This window comes from Pseudoalteromonas sp. BZB3 (genome assembly GCF_040104455.1).
Taxonomy (GTDB): Bacteria; Pseudomonadota; Gammaproteobacteria; order Enterobacterales; family Alteromonadaceae; genus Pseudoalteromonas.
On the sequence record NZ_JBECOS010000014.1, the window covers coordinates 199,468 to 221,684 of the forward strand.

12 protein-coding genes and 1 pseudogene are annotated in these 22,217 nt (G+C 40.2%); 8 read left to right on the plus strand and 5 right to left on the minus strand.

Annotated elements, in window-relative coordinates; all coding sequences use genetic code 11:
* Window positions 1–53 precede the first annotated feature (53 nt).
* Window positions 54–938 carry a class I SAM-dependent methyltransferase gene (locus ABMY35_RS16785; RefSeq protein ID WP_349287252.1) on the plus strand — a complete coding sequence of 295 codons (885 nt, stop codon included), beginning with the start codon at window positions 54–56 and terminating at the stop codon, window positions 936–938.
* Between the two features lie 346 nt (window positions 939–1,284).
* Complete coding sequence (locus ABMY35_RS16790) at window positions 1,285–4,188, plus strand: TonB-dependent receptor (RefSeq protein WP_349287253.1); 2,904 nt, start codon at window positions 1,285–1,287, stop codon at window positions 4,186–4,188.
* A 97-nt stretch (window positions 4,189–4,285) separates the two neighbouring features.
* Here the strand turns inward: ABMY35_RS16790 and ABMY35_RS16795 are convergent, their stop codons facing one another.
* Window positions 4,286–6,613: a helicase-related protein gene (locus tag ABMY35_RS16795; protein ID WP_349287254.1), complete on the minus strand. Its 2,328-nt coding sequence runs from the start codon at window positions 6,611–6,613 to the stop codon at window positions 4,286–4,288.
* Between the two features lie 111 nt (window positions 6,614–6,724).
* Between ABMY35_RS16795 and ABMY35_RS16800 the strand changes: the two genes are divergently transcribed.
* Together ABMY35_RS16800 and ABMY35_RS16805 are read left to right on the plus strand one after the other, a co-directional pair.
* Window positions 6,725–7,555, plus strand: coding sequence for a M90 family metallopeptidase (locus ABMY35_RS16800; RefSeq protein ID WP_349287255.1), 831 nt, complete (start codon window positions 6,725–6,727; stop codon window positions 7,553–7,555).
* 82 nt (window positions 7,556–7,637) lie between these two features.
* Window positions 7,638–10,811, plus strand: coding sequence for an amidohydrolase family protein (locus ABMY35_RS16805; protein ID WP_349287256.1), 3,174 nt, complete (start codon window positions 7,638–7,640; stop codon window positions 10,809–10,811).
* A gap of 124 nt (window positions 10,812–10,935) precedes the next feature.
* Here ABMY35_RS16805 and ABMY35_RS16810 read toward each other — a convergent pair whose 3' ends face one another.
* From ABMY35_RS16810 to ABMY35_RS16820, 3 genes are all read right to left on the minus strand, one after another.
* Window positions 10,936–11,298 (minus strand): hypothetical protein, encoded by a 363-nt coding sequence (locus ABMY35_RS16810; RefSeq protein WP_058029303.1) that lies wholly within the window; start codon window positions 11,296–11,298, stop codon window positions 10,936–10,938.
* A gap of 170 nt (window positions 11,299–11,468) precedes the next feature.
* Window positions 11,469–12,233 carry an ElyC/SanA/YdcF family protein gene (locus ABMY35_RS16815; RefSeq protein WP_349287257.1) on the minus strand — a complete coding sequence of 255 codons (765 nt, stop codon included), beginning with the start codon at window positions 12,231–12,233 and terminating at the stop codon, window positions 11,469–11,471.
* A 69-nt stretch (window positions 12,234–12,302) separates the two neighbouring features.
* Window positions 12,303–13,190: a LysR substrate-binding domain-containing protein gene (locus tag ABMY35_RS16820; RefSeq protein WP_058029305.1), complete on the minus strand. Its 888-nt coding sequence runs from the start codon at window positions 13,188–13,190 to the stop codon at window positions 12,303–12,305.
* A gap of 294 nt (window positions 13,191–13,484) precedes the next feature.
* Between ABMY35_RS16820 and metE the strand changes: the two are divergent.
* Window positions 13,485–15,694 (plus strand): annotated as a pseudogene (gene metE / locus ABMY35_RS16825) (5-methyltetrahydropteroyltriglutamate--homocysteine S-methyltransferase).
* Window positions 15,695–15,787: 93 nt separating this feature from the next.
* Here the strand turns inward: metE and ABMY35_RS16830 are convergent.
* Entirely contained in the window at window positions 15,788–18,166 is a 2,379-nt protein-coding gene (locus ABMY35_RS16830) for a GGDEF domain-containing protein (protein ID WP_349287258.1), read from the minus strand.
* A gap of 189 nt (window positions 18,167–18,355) precedes the next feature.
* Here ABMY35_RS16830 and pyrC point away from each other — a divergent pair, with 189 nt between their 5' ends.
* From pyrC to ABMY35_RS16845, 3 genes are all read left to right on the plus strand, one after another.
* On the plus strand, window positions 18,356–19,396 hold the full coding sequence (pyrC, locus tag ABMY35_RS16835) for a dihydroorotase (RefSeq protein ID WP_349287259.1): 1,041 nt from the start codon (window positions 18,356–18,358) through the stop codon (window positions 19,394–19,396).
* A 185-nt stretch (window positions 19,397–19,581) separates the two neighbouring features.
* Entirely contained in the window at window positions 19,582–19,890 is a 309-nt protein-coding gene (locus ABMY35_RS16840; RefSeq protein ID WP_349287260.1) for an H-NS histone family protein, read from the plus strand.
* A gap of 56 nt (window positions 19,891–19,946) precedes the next feature.
* Window positions 19,947–21,686, plus strand: coding sequence for a DEAD/DEAH box helicase (locus ABMY35_RS16845; RefSeq protein WP_349287267.1), 1,740 nt, complete (start codon window positions 19,947–19,949; stop codon window positions 21,684–21,686).
* Window positions 21,687–22,217 lie beyond the last annotated feature (531 nt).

Here is a 22,217-nt window from a genome sequence, read left to right on the forward strand (position 1 = left end):
AATAGAAAAAGGCTGAATTTATTTCAGCCTTTTTTTTTTGAGGGAGAAAATTAATGAATAATCATTGGTCAGAATACTGGAAACAAGGGCATATAACTTCATTTGGTGATGCTTTTAAAATGAATTACCAAGGTGAGATTAAAGCTTTATGGCAGCATTTTTCTAGAAGCTTAGATGAACATTCAAAAGTACTCGATATTGGAACAGGTAATGGTGCAGTTATAGAGTTAATTCAAGCTGTTTCTCAGCATGAATGCGTAGGGATCGATCTGGCAAGAATAAATGATGAAGTAACAAAAAATATAAAAGGGCATTTTATTTCTCATGTTTCAGCAGAGAAAATGCCATTTAAAAATGCTGAGTTCGATACAGTTATATCTCAATTTGCTCTTGAATATTCAGATGTCGATTTGAGTTTAAATGAAATATATAGAGTATTAAAATCAAAAGGTAAAATACACCTTGTTTGTCATCATGAAAGTTCAATCATTGTTAAGCCTAACCGGAAGATCCTAGAATCGGGTTTAGCGGTTAAAGAGAATGTGCTTACAGATTTAAAAGCCCTAGTGAACGAACTAATTAATAATAAATCTAGCAATTTATATAAAGAAAAAATTGAGCAGTTTATATCTTCATTTCAGTCATTAGAAAAAGTCAGTCTTGAAGCAACAAATTTTCCGGCGTTTTACCAATTTATAACTGAAAATAAAAACGTTGACTTTGAACAAGCATATAAACTATTCGAATCAGAGCTTGAGTTATTATTGTTAAGGTTGAATGAACTTAAACAGGCAGCAGAAAATACCGAAAAATTGTTACATAAAATTAGAAATACTCAATATTACTCGGAGGTAGTGGTGACAGACCTAAGAGACTCATCTAATGGTTTAATCGCGGTTGTTATTTCTGCAGAGAAGTGTTCAGGGGTTCTTAATTGAATTTATTAAGCTAAGACCAACAAAGTATTTAGTAATTTCTAATTGGGAGATGTTTACGATTTAAATGTTCTAAATTTTTACTTCGTTAATCAGAATTTATTTACGATCGCTGTTCGTTCACTTTTCTCTAGACCCATCAAGTATTTATTTTTCGTTAACCTAGGTTGTTCACAAACACTATTGTTGAAGAAAGTGTAAATTTTTATCTCCAATTGGTTGACCTTTTGTTGTCCCTGCTATTAGTATGTTGCCGGAGTATTGCATTAGGTACATTTGTTAAGTTTGCAGTAGTTCAATAAAAACATTAAAAAACAAAATCTTACGAAGTGAGATCAGGGAGAAATAAATGTTAAACAATAAAGTTTCAAAAGCAGTTCGCTTAGCGATTGCTTTTGGTGCAGCTTCTACAGCTGCGTTTTCAGCAAATACTTTTGCAGCAGAAGAAACAGAAGCAAAAGAAGAAGTAGAAAGAGTACAAGTAACAGGTTCTCGTATTAAACGTTACGCAGAAGTAGCACCTACGCCAGTTACTGTTATTTCTGGTGAGCAGCTTGTAAACCAAGGTATTACAAACGTAGCTGATCTTCTTCAAAACCTACCTTCATCAGCAGTAGGTTCAGCACCAACAACTACAACAAACACAATTTTTGGTGCTGGTATTAACACGACTGATTTACGTGAGCTAGGTTCAGCTCGTACGCTTGTACTAGTTAACGGTCGTCGTTTCGTTGGTGCAAGTGTTACAAACCCTGCTATTGACTTAAATGCGATTCCTTCAGAAATGATTGAACGTATGGAAGTTACTCACGGTGGTGCTTCGGCAGTATATGGTTCTGATGCTGTTGCTGGTGTTGTAAACATCATTCTTAAAAAATCTCAAGACACAATTGATGTAAACTACAAAAAGCAAATCACAGAGCATGAAGGCGGTGAATCAGAGTTTTTCTCTTTCACATTCGGTGATGAAGGCGAGAGAACAAGCTTCATTACAAGTATTTCATACTCAGAAAAAGAACAGCTAGAAGAAGCTGATCGCGATTTCATTCACAACCCTGTTTCAACACTTCGTAACCCAAATGATACGGGTGATGATGACGGCATTCCTGCTCGAATTCTAGCTAACGGTGAGTATGCAAAGTATAACGGTCAAACTACTCTTGGTCTATATGACAGAGCAGGTGATGCTTTCTTACCAGGTGGTCATTTCAAATTTGGAGACAATGGTGAGTTACTACCATTTGGAACTGGTGATGGTCCACGTCCTGCGCCTAATAGTCAGTTATACTACTTAGGTGATGCTGATGGTTATAAATTCATTGAGCACGGTGACTTAGCAACACCTCTAAACCGTTTTAATGTTTTTACTAACATCGTACATGAATTAAATGATGATCATACTTTAAACTTTGAGTTTGCCTACGGTAAAACAAGTTCTTATGCTGAGTCTTCACCTATCTTCTTAAGAGATTCAATTCGTGCTGACAATGCTTTCTGGCACGCGGATGCTAAAGCACAATTCGCTGAAGCTGGTTATGCTGATGATCAAATGATCCGAGTATATAAACTAGCCTCTGGTTTTGGTAATCGTACATATGAAGATGACAGAACACTTCTAAACTCAACACTTTCAGTACAAGGTATTGTATTTGAAGATTACGATTATGAGCTATATGCGAGCTTTGGTCGAAATACTACAAAAACAGTATGGAATGGCGAATTCTTAGAGCAAAATTATTTTAACGCTTTAGATGCTGTTGAAATTGATGGTGTTATTCGATGTGCTGACCGAAACGATGCTGGTGAGGTTGTTGGTGCATTAAATGGTTGTTCTCCTTTAAGCTTATTTGGTGAGAATGGCGCTTCACAAGAAGCAATCGATTATGTAACTACTTCATCTCTACTAAGCATGACTAAGCAGCAACAAGTTATTGGTGGTGTACTATCTGGTTATGCATTTGAGCTACCTGCTGGTCCTATCTCTTTTGCTTTAAGTGCTGAGCACCGTAAAGAGGTTGGTCAAAACAACCCAGGTGCGGCGATGGAGAAAAACCTAGTATTTGGTAACTTCATCAACAGCTGGGAAGCTGAATTTACAGTTGACGAAATTGGTTTTGAATCATCAATTCCTCTAGTATCAGATGTTTTCTTAGTTGACGAATTAACGCTAGAAATCGCAGCTCGTTACATGGATTATTCATCTGTAGGTGAAAACTCTGCTTGGAAAGTAGGTTTCAGCTACAGCATGACTGATCAAGTACGTTTCCGTGGTACTAAATCTAAATCAGTAAGAGCGCCTTCTTTAAGTCAGCTTTATGCACGTGGTGTGCAGAGCTTTGGTCAATATTCTGACCCGTGTGACCAAGTTAATATTCTTACGGCTAACGCAGATGTTAAGCAGAACGTTATTAACAACTGTAAGGCTGCAGGTATTCCAAACCCTGGTGTAAATGAAGGCGACTGGAGACCATCTGAGGACTTCCGTACTGTTACTCCTCCAAGTGTAAATGGTGGTAACCCTAACCTTACAGAAGAAACATCTGATGATACGTTGTTAGGTGTTATTTATACACCAACAGATAACTTAACTTTCATTGCTGATTACTGGAGTTTCAAGGTTGAAGATGCAATCAACAGCCTAGGTGCAAACCGCGTAATTTATGACTGTTATGAAGCGGCAAGCTTAGATAACTCTTCTTGTGCACTTGTTACTCGTGACCCAGGTACACTTGATGTAACAAATGTAGTAAATGCACCGTACAACCTGGCTTCTTATGAGCTAAAAGGTGTTGATATTGAAGCAAGATATGACTTAGAAACTGAATTCGGTGATTTCAACTTCCGTTTACTAGGTACTTACTTAGAGCACCGTGAGTTCATCACTGACGTTCAAGCTTCAGATTACCAATTTAACCCTACAGTTGGTGAACAGCGTTACCCTCGTTGGAAAGGTACTTTAAGCATTGGTTACACTGTTGAAGACCTATACGTAGGTATTCATGGTAGATACCGTCACTCTACAGTACGTGACAGAGAGTGGACTGTAGAAGATAACAACTACAATGAAATTCCTGCGTACGACGTTTGGTCATTAAACGCACGTTATAACCTAAACGAAATGGTTGAACTAAGAGCTGGTGTCTCAAACTTATTTGATACTACACCACCTCGTCATCCATCTGCTTTTGATAATGGTGAGTTCTACGATGTTTATGGTCGTCGCTTAAACTTAGGTGTTAACTTACGTTTCTAATGCTGACTAATTAATTAAAGCCCCTGATTCTTATCAGGGGCTTTTTTTTGCATGAACAAACTACTCAAATTGTTATAGTTTCAAATTTTTATCGTCGTTATTTCACATCAACCACTTTACTCGCCTTTCTATACTGAATTTTAAATCCTTGCCAAGCTGGCAACTCCCATCTTTTAGGTGCATCTTTACGCGCGCCACTATGATAATGAAGGATTAAACGCTTTGCTTTAAAGAAATACTCAACCGATAATTTTAACTCAGGTAAATCGACTTTAAGCGGGTATTTTTCTTTAAATGGCTCGATTAACCAAGACTCGATGCCTTGATAAAATAAGTCTTCTGGTTCGATTAAAGCCAAGTCATCTTGTTCACGAATACCCAAATCAGTCAACGTTTCTAGCAAATATTGGTCGGCTGTTGGCAGTGCCTCTGTGATATTTTTTGATAGGTTATAAAGTGTATGAAAATCAATTGCCTCAGTCAGTTGCTCGGCAACGCCAAGCATTAATTGATTATTGAGAATGAGCTCGACACAGGCGGGAATGAGGGTGTCATACGTGACAGGCTCAAGTTCTGACGAAAGTTCTACTCCGGCAAAAACGTGGCTTATATTCACCATGATGTCATCGTCAATGATTTCAGCGTTGTTGAGTGTGGTTTCGCACTGCGCAAATTCACTAATAATGCTAAGTGGTATTGGCGCGGCGCAGGTTGCCAACGTCATGGCTTGTTTTGTGCCTTTACCGGCCATGGCATAGGTGTCTAACACTATCATTGCTTGCGCCTTGTCGTTAATGCGGGATTCTTTGGCAGGGATCACTTCGTTGTGGCCATTACCGAAGGCACCACGTCGGTTATTTCTTTTTATGTAGAGTAAATCAGGTCTAGCTTGAGCAATGTGTTGTAAGAGTAAATTTCTATCAAAATTCGCGGCTTTACTCAGCTCTGGTAATGAAAAGGCCTCTCGTAGTTGTTCGCTAAATTGCTTGGCCTCTTCAAACGCGTTTTGTTCGACATTTACATGAGGGGCTTTACCTCTAAGTAGATTAATTGCCAATTCTAGATCGCAATGATTGGGTAGGGTCTTGTTTAATTCTTCGAGTTGCTCTGAATTATTCGGTAGCTGATAAACCCTTGCTGGCACACTTAAAACGGCAATGGTATCGATCATGGCTTGTTTTAGTACTCCGCTTGGCATCTGCGTAATTAAGTATGCATGTTCTGCGTCTACGGGCAGCGGATATAATACTTTACCCAGTTCAGTGGCGTTTAAATCGCCATCAAGGGCGGAGACTTTTTTTAATTGCGCAATGGCTGCATTTAATGAACTACTAGGTAATGGCTCTAGAAATTGCAATGCATGTATGTTGTATCCTGCACAAGCGCTCGCCAATACCAGTTCAGACAAGGCTTCCCTGTGAATTTCTGGCGGCGTGGTTTTTATTAGTGGCGCATATTGACCGTATAAGCGTATGCAGCTGCCTGCTTGTGTTCTACCTGCGCGGCCAAGTCGTTGTTTTGCTGAGTCCGCAGCTATGGCTTCTAGTGCCAGTACTGTTTTACCGCCACGAAGATGTGTACGACGCTCAAGGCCTGAATCAATCACACAAGTAATATTGGGTATGGTCAATGAAGTTTCTGCGACATTGGTTGCTAAGATAATACGCTGTCTTGATTGTTGCTTGAGTGCTAAATCTTGCTGAGATTTATGACAACCACTATACAAACCAATGACAATGGCATCTAACTTCTTGAGCGCGCTAGCAGCACTTTGAATTTCGCCTTTACCGGGCAAAAACACCAAAATATCGCCTTGGGTATCATGCAATGCTTGATTACAAGCTTGGTATACCCTTGGGGATAAGTCATGTTTGCTTGGCATCGCCCGCATATCATCCGCAATAAAAGTCTCTTCGACAGGGAACATTTTGCCTTCGCTATGTAGGTGCGTTGCGTGTAAATAATCACATAAAGGTTGTGTATCTAGTGTGGCAGAGGTGACGATGAGTTTATGAGCTTGATGACTTTTGAGAAGGGCAAGCAGCAAATCCATGTCCCAGCGACGCTCGTGAAATTCATCGAGCATGACCACATCAAACTCTTTTAATTTAGATTCAAAAAACCACCGCAATGCGACACCAGGTGTGGCAAATATCACTTGGGTGTTTTCATCGAAGTGGCTTTCAAAACGAATGGCATAGCCAATTTCTTTTCCGAGCGGTTGCTGGCTTTGCTCTGCCAAATATTCTGCAAGAGACGTACAGGCAATACGCCTTGGTTGTACTACCAACACTCGGCCAATTTTTTTTGCCCAAACGGGTAAACAAGTTGATTTACCCGAACCCGTACTTGCGCTGATCACAAGCGGAGATGAGTCAATATGAGCGTGAAAATCAGCTTCTATCTGGGCTATAGGTAAAGTCATGGCTGAGTGTTCTATCTTATAATTTTTAAGTTTCTTGGATTTTATCAAAGCTATATTGAAATCGCTGCAATTCGTACCAACTAAGTCACTAGTAGAGTAAAGAGTATTCACATGATAAATATTTTCTTGATGTTGGCACTTGTCGCCTTTGTGGTTATTTATTGGCGTTGGCACGATGTGATGAGGCAATATTGGCAGCATAAATATGCTGAGCAAAACCTGTTAGACCAAGATAAGCAAATCTTACTTAAATATATGCCTATCTACCGTAATATGACCAATAAAGATCGCGAAAAGCTCGAAAGTCATATTGTCTGGTTTTTAGGTGAAAAGCGTGTGTTAGGCCGCGATGGTTTAAAAGTAACCCGTGCCATGGCCTTACTGATTGCTGCCGATGCTTGTTTATTGGTGCTGAACAGCCAGTGGCCTTTATATCCAAATGTGAAAGAAGTGCTGTTATATCCCAGTAGCTATTATGCTTCACAGCAAAGTCGCGATACGGCAGGGCTGGTTAATTACCATACTTCGGTTAGACAAGGGGAATCTTGGCCCGGTGGTACTTTGGTTTTAAGTTGGGATAACGTCATTGAAGGGCATAGATTACCTGAAGATGGTCATAATCTGGTATTTCACGAATTTGCCCATCAGCTCGATCAGCAAACAGGGCAAACCAATGGTACACCTCAGTTACATTCAGAGGCCATGTATCAACAATGGGGTAAAGTGTTTACTCGTGCATTTTCAAACTTGAAAAGTCATGTGGCTTACGGTATGCATCATGTTATGCATAGTTATGGGGCAACCAATGAGGCGGAATTTTTTGCAGTGCTGACCGAGACATTCATAGAAAAACCGTTTGAGTTGAAGCAATACGACCCGGAGTTATTCACGTTACTGACGGATTATTACCAGTTTGATCCCCGTAACTGGTATCGTCGATAGAATCTGCAATTGGTGGCTTTTTCTGGCATGTCATTCGAAATTTTGTTGCAATCAGTTGTAATGATAACTGAGAGACAACAAGATGAAAAAACAGTTTTATAGTGCGCTCGCACTTTCTGTGTCATTGGCACTCGGCAGTGCACAGGCCGCAGAAAAATCAGAAAAATGGCAAGTTGATGCGCCGCAAGGTGAGTTCTTTGATGCGAAAGTATCGGTAGAGCAAGGTACTTGGATGAATGTCGATGTCAGCCCAGATGGTAAAACCATTGTGTTTGACTTACTCGGCGACATTTACACTATGCCGATGAAAGGCGGTAAAGCCAAACAGTTAACGTCAGACATTGGTTGGCAAATGCAACCACGTTTTAGCCCTGATGGTCAGTATATTGCCTTTACATCAGATCAAGGTGGTGGAGACAATATTTGGGTGATGAAGACCGATGGATCAGAGCAAGCCGCCGTTACCAAAGAAACTTTTCGCTTATTGAACAGTCCTGCTTGGAGTCCTGATGGTAACTTTATCGTGGCACGTAAGCACTTTACGGGTACTCGCTCTTTAGGAGCGGGTGAAGTTTGGATGTACCACAAAAGCGGTGGCAATGGTGTTCAACTCACAAAGCGTCCAAATGAGCAAAAAGATTTAGGCGAACCTGCATTCTCGCCAGATGGTCGTTATGTGTATTTCTCTCAAGATGCCACACCGGGCAAAACTTTCCACTATTCAAAAGATTCAGTGGCAGGCATTTATAAAATTAAGCGCTTAGACAGAGAAACTGGTGAGATCGAGGTGATCTTATCGGGCATGGGTGGTGCGATTCGTCCAACCCCGTCACCAGATGGCAAAACACTGGCATATATTAAACGTGACGATTTTCAATCAAGCCTCTATTTATATGATTTAGAGTCAGGTGAGCATACTAAGCTTTATGGTGAACTTGAGCGTGATATGCAAGAGACCTGGGCCATTCACGGTGTATATCCAACCATTGCTTGGACGCCTGATCAGAAGCACTTAGTATTTTGGGCGGGTGGTAAAATTCATAAACTGGCAGTGAAAGACAAGTCAGTTGAAGAGATTGCCTTCAAAGTAGAAACCACCAAAAAGCTGCAAAAGGCATTACGTTTTGCTCAAGACATCGATGAGCCTGAGTTCGATGTGAAAATGCTTCGTAACGTACAAGTATCTCCTGACGGTGAAACGGCTATTTTTGAAGCCATGGGTCACATTTATAAAAGAGATCTTGAGTCGGGCAAAATTAAGCGTTTGACTAAACAAAAAGAGCATTTTGAATTCTTCCCGCAATTTTCTCGTGATGGCAAAAAGATTGTTTATGTCACTTGGGATGACAAAGAGCAGGGCTCGGTACGTGTTGTATCTACGCGCTCAGGTCGTGGTAGAGCCGTGACTAAACAGCCTGGTAAATTTGTAGAGCCAACATTTAGCCCTGATGGTGACACTGTGGTGTATCGTAAAACTTCAGGCAGTTCGATTTTAACGCCAGAGTGGTCGTTAAAGTCGGGTATTTACACAGTTTCAAGTAAAGGCGGTGAGTCTGAGCTCATCACAGAGTCAGGTTTCCAACCTCAGTTTGCTGACAGAAACGACCGTATCTTTGTAATGGCGGGGTGGCCTAAACCGCAATTACGCGCAGTAAACCTAGAGACAAAGAAAACACAGGTTTTATACGAATCAAAACATGCGACAGAGTACCGTGTATCTCCGGATGGTAAATATCTCGCATTTGCTGAACGCTTTAAAGTATTTGTGACGCCATTTGTTGAAAGTGGCAAAACCATGAATATCTCTCCAAGCGATAAACAATTCCCTGTTGAGCAGTTATCTGTCAGAGCAGGTGAGGGCATTTCATGGAGTGCTAAAGGTGATAAACTGTATTGGAGCCTAGGACCTGAGCTTTATCACGCGTCACTTGCTGGCATGTTTGATATCAATAAAGCAGAAGATGCTGACTTTAAAGTGGCCAGTGGTACAAACATTGGTTTCAAGCAGAAAATGGCCGAGCCAAAAGGCATGATAGCGTTAACTGGCGCAACCATTGTTACCATGAAAGGCGAGCAAGTTATCGAAAATGGTGTGGTGCTGACCGATGGCAAACACATCAAAGCGGTGGGGTCACAAGCTGATGTGCGCATTCCAAAAGGCGCAAAAGTGATTGATGTAACAGGCAAGACTATTTTACCTGGGCTAGTGGATGTTCACGCCCACGGTGCGCAAGGCAGCAACGAGATTATTCCAGAGCAAAACTGGAAGAACTTTGCGGGCTTGTCTTTAGGTGTAACAACCATTCACGATCCATCTAACGATACCACAGAGATCTTTGCAGCCAGCGAAATGCAAAAGGCAGGTAAAATTGTTGGACCACGTATTTTCTCAACTGGCACAATCTTGTACGGCGCGAATATGCCGGGTTATACATCACACGTTGATTCATTAGACGATGCCAAGTTCCACTTAGAGCGTTTACAAAAAGTGGGTGCCTTTAGTGTGAAGTCTTATAACCAACCGCGTCGTGAACAGCGTCAGCAAGTGGTTGAAGCGGGTCGTCAGTTAGGCATGATGGTTGTGCCTGAGGGTGGTTCATTGTTACAACACAACCTCACTATGGTCGTTGATGGTCATACTGGTATTGAGCACTCTTTACCTGTCTCGCATATTTATGATGACATTAAGCAGTTATGGTCGCAGACTGATGTAGGTTATACACCAACGCTAGGTGTGGCTTATGGCGGTATTTGGGGTGAAAATTATTGGTACGATAAAACCGATGTGTGGGCACACCCAAGATTAAGTAAGTTTGTGCCTAAGAACCAATTACTACCACGTTCAATGCGTCGTATTAAATCACCAGATCACCACTATAATCACTTCAACAACGCACGTGTGTCTGCTGAGTTACAAGACTTAGGTGCGCTAGTGAATCTAGGTGCACACGGTCAGCGTGAAGGCCTAGCGGCACACTGGGAAATCTGGATGTTTGCACAAGGTGGCATGACACCGCATGAGGCATTGCGTGCAGCTACGATTGATCCGGCTAAGCATATTGGTCTTGATGAACACATTGGTTCAATTGAGGCGGGCAAATTAGCTGACTTAATCGTGTTAGATAAAAACCCATTAGATAATATCAGAGATACGGACAAGATCAGCCATACAATGATCAATGGACGTTTATTTGATGCGTCAACAATGCAAGAAGTGGGTGCTAAAAAACGTGAGAAGTTATTCTTCGAAGAGTAATTTTTTTACTGGTGAGTGAGGCTTAGGTCTCACTCCTGCTGGATTTTAATATTGAAAGATTAAAACTCAGACATAAAAAAACCGCGGTAAACGCGGTTTTTTTATGTCTAACTGTGAGTGGGGATTAAACCACACCACGTGGAAGGCGACAGTCATGCTCTTTTTCAGCAAGACGGATAATCCAGAACTCTTCTGGTGTATAGCCTTCTTCGTTAGCTTTAACAACAGTAAATGCTGCTTTTTTAGTTTTCGCAGGCGCTGCTGGTTTTTTTGCTTCTTTTTTAGCAGGAGCCGCTTCTTGGCTAGGAGCCGCAGAACCAGAAGTAAGCTCTTCTGTTAGTGCTGCTACATCTGCAAGACGCATGTTTTTGCCACCGTCAATGCTGTACCAGCCAGGTTTAGTTGTGATCTCTGGCTTTTTACCATGGGCAGCTTCATATGCAGCTTCAAAAGCGCTTAATACTTCAGTTTTATCAAGTTTACTCATCGTAGATCCTAGTCGTTAATACGCGGATACGCGGGTTTAATTTAAAGGCGCATTTATACCGAAAATTGGGCTAATTTTCAATTTTTTGCGCCATTTCTCTACTTTTAGCCTTCTAAATTGCGATAAAGCGCTGTAAAAGTAAGCATTTTAACGTATTTTTAAGCACTGATTCATAAAGCTTCAGGATTAATGAATCGTCTTAACGCTATCCAGGCTTTACCTATGACTTCATGCCAGTGGCTTGTAACCGCTCTTAATACCCCCGAATCTGGAATAAAAAGCTTATAAGTAGGAGTATTTGTATAAGTGTAAAATTGTACTGGAGCCTTAATCACATCCACGCCTTGGACATAAAATAAGTCACTGGCTCTGGTCATATGACTTGCTGACGTTACCAATGCAACTTGTCTATCTACTAATTTTGGTGCAAGTAGTTTTGCTTCATCAGCGGTGTCTTTGGCAGTTGGGTTGGTCGACACTCGGTGCTTGGCAATACCTAAACTTTTAGCAGTCTCTGCCATTAAATCAGCGCCTGTGGTTTTACCAAAGCCATACCCTGAGGCAATCAGTTTGGCTTGTGGGTATGCATTTGCCAGACGAAGCCCTTCAACTAAACGCGATAACGCGCAACCACCAAGTTGGCCATTTGCTGGCAAGCGCCTGTTGGCATAAACATCACAGCCAAGTACAACAATATAGTCGAGCTTTTTGTGCTTTTTAATATCAAAAGGTGCTTGGAACTTTTCGACAGGTTCAATCAAGAGGTTCGCGCCGTAAGGTGTGCTTATAAACCAAGTGGCAAGAACACAAAGCCAAGCAATCAAGTATGATTTTTTATTTTGCTTTGCGATAAATAATAAACACAGTGACAAGATAATTAAGGTGAGTGGCAAGGGCATCAAGAGGCCGCCGATGATCTTTTTGATTTCAAACATAAAAAAGCCCAAAGATAATTTGGGCTAGTTTAAAATAGAATCAGTAAGACAACCAGATGATTTCTGTGGTTATCGTCCGTTACTTTGCTTACATGTATTTAAAAAGTGACGATAAACAGGGTTGTCTTTCATATTTTTCTTCATGGCCAAATACATTGGACGATTTAAACCCAGTGCGCCCAGCGGAATAGACTTAATTAATCCTTGGCTTTCATAAGGTGTCACTAACCAATCAGGTAGAGCAGCAACACCCATACCGGCACTGACTAACTGGAAAATAAGTAATCCCTGGTCAACCGTTTTTAATGTGCCGTCAAAGCGTGCATTTTGAATAAAATGCTTAAAAATATCTTGGCGTTCTTTTGGAATAGGGTACGAAATTATGGTTTCGTCTTTTAAGTCGAGGGCCGTGACATAGGCTTTTTTAGCCAGTTCATGATCGGGTGATACAATCAGCTTCAACTTAAAATCAAAAAGGTGCGCGTATTCAAGCTTGTCTGCTTCTCGAATGTCAGAAGTTAATACTAAATCTAAGTCATCGTTGAGGAGCTCAGGAATGGCGTCGTAGCTAAACCCGCGCTCATAATCTACATGGATGTCAGGCCAGAAATTGTTAAATTCTTTGATTGTCGGCAGTAGCCAATGGAAACATGCGTGACATTCAACACTTAAGCGCAGTTGAGAAATTGGCTGATTGAGACTTTCTTTTAACCGACACTTTGTAGCTTCCACTCTTGGTAACACTTCGTTGGCCAATTCTAGTAGTAGCATACCTTGTGGGGTAAAACGCACTGGTTGTGTTTTTCTTTCGAACAGCTGACAGTCTAATTTGTTCTCTAAGTCTTTAATTTGATGAGATAAAGCTGATTGAGTTAAAAACAGTTCACGGGCTGTGTTGACAAGCGAGCCGGTTTCTTTAAGCGTTGAAATGGTTTTTAAATGTTTAATATCTATCATCTTCAATAAATCTCATTCTTAGAGTGAGCAAAATTCAGAGTTCACCTATTCCTGAACTGCATAACTTTAATTTCCGTGTTTGCTAGTTTATAAAAACAGCATAAAGCTGTGTTTAATTAGCAAAATCACTATAACACTATTTTTGACAGCGTTGTCATGTTTTGATCATATTTTTTACAAATTTATTTGATTAATTTTGTTCAAGTTAAAACTGAAAAACCATCAGTTGTCTTCATCCTATCTCATGTTAATACTTTTAGCCATCTAAACATCCGCATTATTTAAGGAAAGAGCATGGCGCATATTCATAATTTAGGTTTTCCTCGAGTTGGCAAAAAACGTGAACTCAAATTTGCAGTCGAAGCGTATTGGCGAGGCCAGCTCACTCAGACTGAGTTAACAGAGAAAGGCAAAGTTATCAGAGCCGAGAATTGGGCTATACAGGCTGAAGCGGGCATTGAATTACTCCCGGTTGGCGATTTTGCATGGTATGACCATGAACTCAATACCAGCTTATTGGTAGGCGCTATACCAAAGCGCCAAGTGGTTGTGCCTGTGCTGCGAGTGAAATGACCAAATGGTTTAATACCAACTACCACTATATAGTACCCGAGCTTTCTAAAGATCAAATCTTTGAACTTAGTTGGCAAGCATTGTTTGAAGAAGTCGCTGAAGCACACAGTCTGGGTTATAAAGTTAAACCTGTTTTGGTAGGGCCTGTAACTTATTTGCATTTAGCCAAGTGTGTAGATGAGCCGTTTAATAAGCTTTTGCTTCTAGAGAGGTTACTACCGGTTTATCAGCAAGTATTACAAAAGCTGGCTGAGCTTGGCGTTGAATGGGTACAGATTGATGAGCCAATTCTTGCCCTAGAGCTATCAGATGAGTATCGCAGTGCATTGCGCACTTCTTTTGCTATATTAAATGGGCAAGGTGTGAAGGTTTTACTGGCAAGCTACTTTGATTCAGTAAAAGATTACTATAAAGATATTCAGTAATACCCTGTCTCAGGTGTGCATTTTGATTGTGTCGCAGGTGAGCAAGATCTTGCAAAGTTAAACCAGCTTTTAAATGATGACCAAGTTTTATCTTTAGGAGTTATTAATGGCCGTAATATTTGGCGAGCAGATCTATCTTCTATTTATGATCAAATCGAGCCCATAGCACAAAATCGTGGTGATAATTTATGGTTAGCACCGTCATGTTCATTACTCCATACCCCGGTAGATTTAGATCAAGAGGAAAAGCTTGATGCTGAATTATGTTCTTGGTTGGCGTTCGCAAAACAAAAGGCACAAGTACTTAAGCTATTTAAGACGACCATTGGGAATAAAGCACTAACAACTTTAGATTTATATTCTGCGCCTGTAAAAGCCAGAGCGAGTTCTAAGCGCGTAAATAACATTGTGGTTCAAGAAAAAGTGGCATCACTTACTGCTGAACACGCAAAGCGACAAAGTGAATTTGCCAAACGTGTCAAAAAGCAGCAAGCCGCATTAGGACTGCCTTTATTACCGACCACAATCATAGGCTCCTTTCCACAGACGCAAGCCATTCGCCAAGCATGAAAAGAGTTTAAAGCCGGTGTTATTTCAGCCGCAGAGTACGAAAACCAAATGCAAGCGGAGATCCGTTATACGGTTGAAAAGCAAGAAGCGCTTGATATCGATGTGCTAGTGCATGGTGAGGCTGAGCGTAATGATATGGTTGAGTATTTTGGTGAGCAGCTCGAAGGATTTGCATTTACGCAATTTGGTTGGGTGCAAAGCTATGGTTCTCGCTGTGTTAAACCGCCTATTATCTGGGGCGATGTATCTCGAGAAAAGCCAATGACTGTGAACTGGACGCAATATGCGCAAGCGCAAACCGCTACGAAAATGAAATGTATGCTTACAGGGCCTGTCACCATTTTATTTTGGTCATTTGTTAGAGATGATCTCGACAAGCCAAGCATTGCAAATCAAATCGCATTGGCGCTTCGAGATGAAGTCGTCGATTTACAAAGCGCGGAAATTGATATCATACAAATTGACGAACCGGCATTTCGAGAAGGCATGCCATTAAAGACAAGTGAATGGCAAAATTATCTTGATTGGGCGGCTTATGCGTTTAGAGTGTCAGCATCGGGGGTTAAAGATGAAACGCAAATTCATACTCATATGTGTTATGCAGAGTTCAATGACATAATTGGCGTAATCGCCGATATGGATGCTGATGTGATCACCATAGAAACATCTCGCTCGAACATGGAATTGCTTAATGCTTTTGAAGATTTTGCCTATCCAAACGGAATTGGTCCAGGTGTGTATGATATCCATAGTCCGAATGTGCCAGATATTGCTTGGATCAAATCATTGGTCCATAAAGCCGCCAAGAAGATCCCAGTAGAGCGTTTATGGGTTAATCCTGATTGCGGTCTAAAAACTTGTGGGTGTGAAGAAACCAGAGCTGCACTTGATAACATGGTAAAAGCGACCAAAGAGCTCAGAAAGGAACTAGGATAAAATTAGCTTGAACTAAAAATAAATTTAGCTAGAAGATAAAACAAAACCTGCGTAATGCAGGTTTTTTTTATTAATTTAAGTAGAAGGTCACTTTTAAATTGGTAGCACCATCTCTGTATGTTTAAGTAATAACTCCATGGCTTTATCTGCAGGCAGTGGCTTTGACACAATATAGCCTTGACCAAATTGGCAACCTTTACGCTTTAGTAGCGCCCATTGTTTTGGGTTCTCAATACCCTCAGCAACCACAGTTAACTTTAAAGAGTGGGCTAGAGATAAAATCGCATCTACCAAGGGGTTCTCTTTTTGTGTTAATTGGTCTACAAAGCTCTTATCTATTTTCAGTACATGAATGGGTAATTGATGAAGATAACCAAGCGCCGAATAGCCCGTACCAAAATCATCTAGATAAAGTTTTACACCGAGTGGCTCTAATCCTTCAATAATTCGCGTTGCGAGACTAAGGTTTTCAATTAAACCTGATTCGGTTATTTCTAAACACAATGTCCCATTGGGTAACTGGTACTTGGTGTAGATCTCTTTCATAAAATCTACAAATTCAAGACTGGCAAAGTGACGAGACGAGACATTGACGGTAACTCGAATTGTCGGCATACCAGTGCGACGCCATTTTTGTAACTGTGCGCCAGCAAGCTTTAGTAAATGAAGGTCTAGGTCAATGATCTGGCCTGTTTGCTCAGCAATAGGAATAAAGTCATTAGGTGGCACAAAGCCGGCTTTAGGATGATGCCATCTTACCAATGCTTCAAAGCTGACAATATGAGGGTCTTGCAAGGCAAAAATAGGCTGAAAAAACAACTCAAACTCATTGTTTTGGATGCCATGTTGTAAGTCATTTTCAATATCGGCTTGACGCTTTAGCTTACGGCGCATGGCGTTATTGAAGTAACAGACTTGGCCTCTACCACGAGACTTGGCTTCATACATGGCAGCGTCAGCCTGTTGCAGTAATGAGATTGCATTGTCTTGAGCACTTTCTGTAAATGCCACCCCAATGCTACTTGATGCTTGCAATACATGACCATCAATGTGCAAAGGTTTTGCGATAGCATTAGTGATGCGTTCAAGCGCCAGTTTTACTTGGTGTTTGTCTTGAACATTTTCCATGAAAATAGCAAATTCATCGCCGCCGAGTCTTGCAAAGGTATCGGTTTTACGAATACAGCTTTTTACCATATTAACTATTGCAATGAGAAAGTGGTCACCCACATCATGACCCAATGAATCGTTAATGCTTTTAAACCTATCTAGATCTAAATAAAGTAAGCAGTGGAGGTTTTTTTGCTTTGCGCGTCCTAAAGCCAAGATGGCATGTTTGACACGTTCAAATAATAAATAACGATTTGCCAAACCAGTTAGTTCATCATGTAATGCTCTATGTTCAAGGGCTTGGCGAGAAATTTGACGATCGATAGCCATACTTACTTGGCGGCTTATATAAGTAAGGATCTCAAGATCATGCGCTTCAAAGCTTTTATGTTTTTGATAGCTTTGCAACACAATGACCCCCTGATACTGTTCATTAACGGTAAAAGGTACACCTAACCAAGAAAGTGGAGAGCGGCCAAGCATTTTAAAATGTCCGTCTTCAATATGCTGTTTAAATTGGGCTTGATCGCACAGCAGCGCTTTATTACTTTTCAGCAAATAATACGACGCAGAATCTTTTAATTGGTCTTTTGAAATTTTTGGCGTTGCTAAACACTTTAATTCACTTTCAATAAGATATTTTATTTCTAAGACATCTGTCTTGCGGTTATAAAGCGCAATAAAAAAGTTTTCCGCGGGTAATTGGGTATTAATGATTTGATATAAATCATCATAAAATGCATTTAGATCGGCTGATTTATATGCGATGTTGGCAATTTTTAATAAACATTGTTCAAGTTGTTGTGCTTGATTTAATTGTTTTACTGTCGTTGTTAAATTATCTAGTGTACGAACTTGATATATTTTTGCGCTTAATAAGTGAGCAACGGTAGACAGTATTTGTAAATGCGCATCGGTAAAGTAATTTAATTCAGGGTGTTCACAATCAATTACCCCGAGTAGAGTATTTTCATAAACTAAAGGAACACAGATTTCTGAAAGGGCAGGGCGAGAATCGGCAATATACATTGCTTCATTTCTAACATCTCCAGACACAAAAGGGACTTGCGTGCGGGCCACATGGCCTGTAATACCTTGACCAATTGGAATACGAGTCTGAGCAACTTGGTAATCGATACTCTGGTGCGCGACACCCATAGATGCTACTTCTTCTAAGAATTCAGCCTGTTCATCTGCAAGATAAATAACACAATCTACAAAGCCTAAGCGACTTACTACTTGAGAAGTTACGTAATCAAAAAGTTCATCTAGCTGGGTGATCTGTAAAAGCGAAGATGAAAATTGATTTATAATGCTGAGCTGTTCGGTTTTTGATTCTAATTTGTTGTTATTCGAAAGCATGCACAATATTCATTCTGGTCCATGGCTATACGTTAACCTACTTGTTGTTAAAACGACATAATAAAATAGGGTTATTAACGAATTTGATTGTAAATGAGTGTATAGAAGTTGGGAGTATTTCGTCCTAAAAACTTTACTAGATAAGGCTAAGTGCCTATGATCGAGCAAACTGAGGAGCGGAAATAAGCAATGACAAGTAAAGCAACTACCCTAACAATTACCAGACCTGATGATTGGCATATTCACCTTCGTGATGGTGTGCAGTTAAAAGATACTGTCCGTGATGTGAGCCGTTACATGGGGCGCGCCATTATCATGCCAAATCTTGTACCACCTGCAACTTGTACAGATACAGCATTATCTTATCGTGATCGTATTATGGCTGCAGAGCCACAAGGCAATTTTGAGCCTCTTATGGTTTTATATCTAACAGATAAAACTACCCCTGAAGAAATCAGAAGAGCAAAAGCTACAGGTAAAATCTTCGCTGCAAAACTTTACCCTGCTGGTGCAACGACCAATTCAGACTCAGGCGTTACTGACATTGAAAATGTATTTCCTGCATTAGAAGCAATGCAAGAAGTAGGCATGTTGCTATTAGTACATGGTGAAGTAACAGACTCTTCAATCGATATCTTTGACAGAGAAAGAGTGTTTTTAGAAACAAAATTATCTAAAGTTGTTGATGCTTTCCCTGGACTTAAAATTGTACTAGAGCACATCACAACAAAAGATGCGGTTGAGTTTGTTGAAGCAGCCTCTGACAATGTAGCAGCTACTATTACTGCCCACCACTTACTTTATAACCGTAATCATATGTTAGCTGGTGGTATTCGCCCTCATTATTATTGCTTACCAATTCTTAAGCGTAACACACATCAACAGGCACTAATAAAAGCTGCTACAAGCGGTAATCCTAAGTTTTTCTTAGGTACTGATTCTGCGCCTCATGCCAAAGATAAGAAAGAGGCAGCATGCGGTTGTGCGGGTGCTTATACTGCTCACGCAGCAATTGAGTTATATGCTGAAGCATTTGAAGAAGTAAATGCATTAGATAAGCTAGAAGGCTTTGCTAGCCACTTTGGTGCTGATTTTTATGGTTTGCCTAGAAACAGCGATACCATCACGCTAGAGAAGTCACCTTGGCAGGTGCCTGACAGTTACCCACTAGGTGATGCAGATGTTGTGCCTATTAAAGCGGGTGCAGAAATCGACTGGAAAGTAGTTTAAATATAACTTAACTATTTTTTGTAATTTCTAAAACGCGCATTAAGCGCGTTTTTTTGTGCAATTATATTTCGTAACAAATATAATATTTGCAAGTTTTTAATATATTTATACTATTAATATGAGTGTGTAATTGATTTAAAATACACAACTAAGCTAAATAGAAATTAAATATTTGAGAGAAGGCAATGAAAGAAATAAGATCATTTATTAAGTCTGCAAGTGTTAGTGAGTTAGAAAAAGCACTTGGATTAATAAACGACGCAATTGCCTCACAAAAAGCGCAGGAAGCTGCAAAAGCAGAAGTATTAGCTTTAATTAAAGATAAAGGACTGACTGTTGAGGATTTGCTTGAAAGTGCTCCGACTGACAAACGCAGTAAAGTAGCCATTAAATATCGCATGGAGAAAGACGGTGAGATATTTGAATGGAGTGGTCGTGGAAAACGTCCTAAAGTATTTGTTGATGTTGACCTGCAACAATACGCAGTAATTTAAGTTTAGTCTTTATGTGAGCAGGTTTATAGCCTGCTCATTTGTTTTAGAGGTTAGTTATTTACACGCTCAGACCTTATCAGCAAGAAGCTGTTCAAAATACCATTTCTCATTTTAAGAAAACTAACGACCCAGCAGTAATCGTTTTACCAACAGGTGCAGGCAAAAGCCTTGTGATTGCAGAGTTGGCTAGACTTGCCCGAAAAAAAATTCTTGTTTTAGCTCATGTAAAAGAGTTGGTAGAGCAAAACAGTGAAAAATATAAAAGCTTTGGGCTACGAGCGAGTATTTTCTCTGCAGGTTTAAAACAAAAGTCACTTATTCATCAAGTCACCTTTGCCAGTGTTCAATCGCTTTCCAGAAATATCGACCAATTAAATGAAGAATACTCCTTAGTCATTATTGATGAATGCCACCGCGTAAATGGAGATGATAAAAGTCAGTACGGCAAAGTCATTTCAGCTTTGAAAGAACATAACGCGAGTTTAAAGGTGTTAGGTTTAACCGCGACACCATATCGTTTAGGCATGGGTTGGATCTATCAACATCATTATCATGGCTTTGCCAGAGGAAATAGCGACTCTCCATTTAAGAAGTGTATTTTCGAGCTACCTTTAAGGTATATGATAAGCAATAAATACCTTACGCCGCCTAAACAAGTTGATCCGGCAATAAAACATTATGATTTCTCGAGTCTAACAACAGATAATTTTGGCAGGTTTAGCGAAACAGAAATGAATAGTTTGTTAGATAGCCAAACCCGAGCGACAAAAAGCATCATCGACCATGTGATAGAGCAAAGTACTTCAAGAAAAGGTGTAATGATCTTCGCTGCCACGGTTATGCATGCGAAAGAAATTTTTTCGTACTTGCCCCAAAGCGAAGCTGCACTGGTGATTGGTGATACCCATCAGGCAGAGCGTGATGCCATTATTAAGAACTTCAAAAACAAACAAATAAAGTACCTTATAAATGTATCCGTTCTTACGACTGGTTTCGATGCCCCCCATGTTGATTTTATCGCTATATTAAGACCAACCGAATCCGTCAGTTTGTATCAACAAATAGTTGGACGAGGTTTACGGCTTGCTGATGACAAAAAAGATTGTCTCGTTATGGACTTTGCAGGTAATCAGTTTAATTTGTTTCAACCTGAAGTGGGGGCTAAAAAACCTAGTTCAGATAATGAACCGGTTCAAGTACTTTGTCCTGGTTGTGGCTTTGCAAATATATTCTGGGGCAAAACAGATGAGCAAGGCAAAGTCATAGAACATTTTGGCCGCCGTTGTCAGGGATTACTAGATAATGGCGAAGTAGAGCAACAATGTGACTACCGCTTTAAATTTAAAGAATGTGATGAATGTGGGGCTGAAAATGACATAGCAGCGAGGCAATGTCATCAATGTCATTCTATTATGGCTGATCCGGATGATAAATTGAGAGCGGCACTGAATCTCAAAAACGCTATGGTTTTACGTTGTAGTGGTTTGTCTATTACAACTCTGGCCAATGAAAAGATAAAAGTAACTTACTTTGATGAAGACGGCGCATCTTGTAGTGAGGTGTATGACTTTGATAACAGTAAAAGTGTGTACGTTTTTAATAAGCAATACGCAAAACGTGTGTCTGGTGTCTCTTCTCCAATTAACTTTAAGCAGGCTTCGGTAGTTCAACAATATGCGTACCAATTAAAAGCACCAGACTTTGTGATTGCAAACCAACATAAGAAGTACGGTTGGCAAGTAAAGGAAAAGCTATTTGATTATGAAGGCAGTTATAGAGTCGCGGATAAGTCATAAACCCTCAAACAGAACGCCATATTTGTATGTTTTATAGCCTCAATATATATGAAAATAGGTGTTTCGTTCAAAATATACGCGAAAAGTTGGTTTTTTGCATTTTTCTTTAAAAAAGGGCTTGCGTAATTTTCTGCTCTCCCTATAATGCGACCCCACTGACACGGGGCGAGACGCTGATAAGCAAATCAAAACGATGTCGAGTCAAATAACACTTAATTTTTAAAATTAAGTGTTGACATAAAAAGTGAAGTCGTTATTATGGCGCTCCACTTCGCAGCAAGGCTGCGGTAACTAACCAAGGTTAGTTACATTGTTCTTTAAAAATATGAAGCAATCATCTGTGTGGGCACTCGTACAGATTGAGTTCTAACAGCTCTTGATTCAGGAGCAAAAAAATTTAGAGCCTCAATTTCTTATGAGTGACTATATAGTCAATTTATACAGAATTCATTGAGCACGAATCTTCGGATTCAAAAAACTTTTAATTGAAGAGTTTGATCATGGCTCAGATTGAACGCTGGCGGCAGGCCT

Excerpts from the sequence above, each read along its gene's own strand:
- ABMY35_RS16785 (WP_349287252.1), top strand. The coding sequence starts at position 54 with ATGAATAATCATTGGTCAGAATACTGGAAACAAGGGCATATAACTTCA.
- ABMY35_RS16790 (WP_349287253.1), top strand. The coding sequence starts at position 1,285 with ATGTTAAACAATAAAGTTTCAAAAGCAGTTCGCTTAGCGATTGCTTTT.
- ABMY35_RS16795 (WP_349287254.1), bottom strand. The coding sequence starts at position 6,613 with ATGACTTTACCTATAGCCCAGATAGAAGCTGATTTTCACGCTCATATT.
- ABMY35_RS16800 (WP_349287255.1), top strand. The coding sequence starts at position 6,725 with ATGATAAATATTTTCTTGATGTTGGCACTTGTCGCCTTTGTGGTTATT.
- ABMY35_RS16805 (WP_349287256.1), top strand. The coding sequence starts at position 7,638 with ATGAAAAAACAGTTTTATAGTGCGCTCGCACTTTCTGTGTCATTGGCA.
- ABMY35_RS16810 (WP_058029303.1), bottom strand. The coding sequence starts at position 11,298 with ATGAGTAAACTTGATAAAACTGAAGTATTAAGCGCTTTTGAAGCTGCA.
- ABMY35_RS16815 (WP_349287257.1), bottom strand. The coding sequence starts at position 12,233 with ATGTTTGAAATCAAAAAGATCATCGGCGGCCTCTTGATGCCCTTGCCA.
- ABMY35_RS16820 (WP_058029305.1), bottom strand. The coding sequence starts at position 13,190 with ATGATAGATATTAAACATTTAAAAACCATTTCAACGCTTAAAGAAACC.
- ABMY35_RS16830 (WP_349287258.1), bottom strand. The coding sequence starts at position 18,166 with ATGCTTTCGAATAACAACAAATTAGAATCAAAAACCGAACAGCTCAGC.
- pyrC (WP_349287259.1), top strand. The coding sequence starts at position 18,356 with ATGACAAGTAAAGCAACTACCCTAACAATTACCAGACCTGATGATTGG.
- ABMY35_RS16840 (WP_349287260.1), top strand. The coding sequence starts at position 19,582 with ATGAAAGAAATAAGATCATTTATTAAGTCTGCAAGTGTTAGTGAGTTA.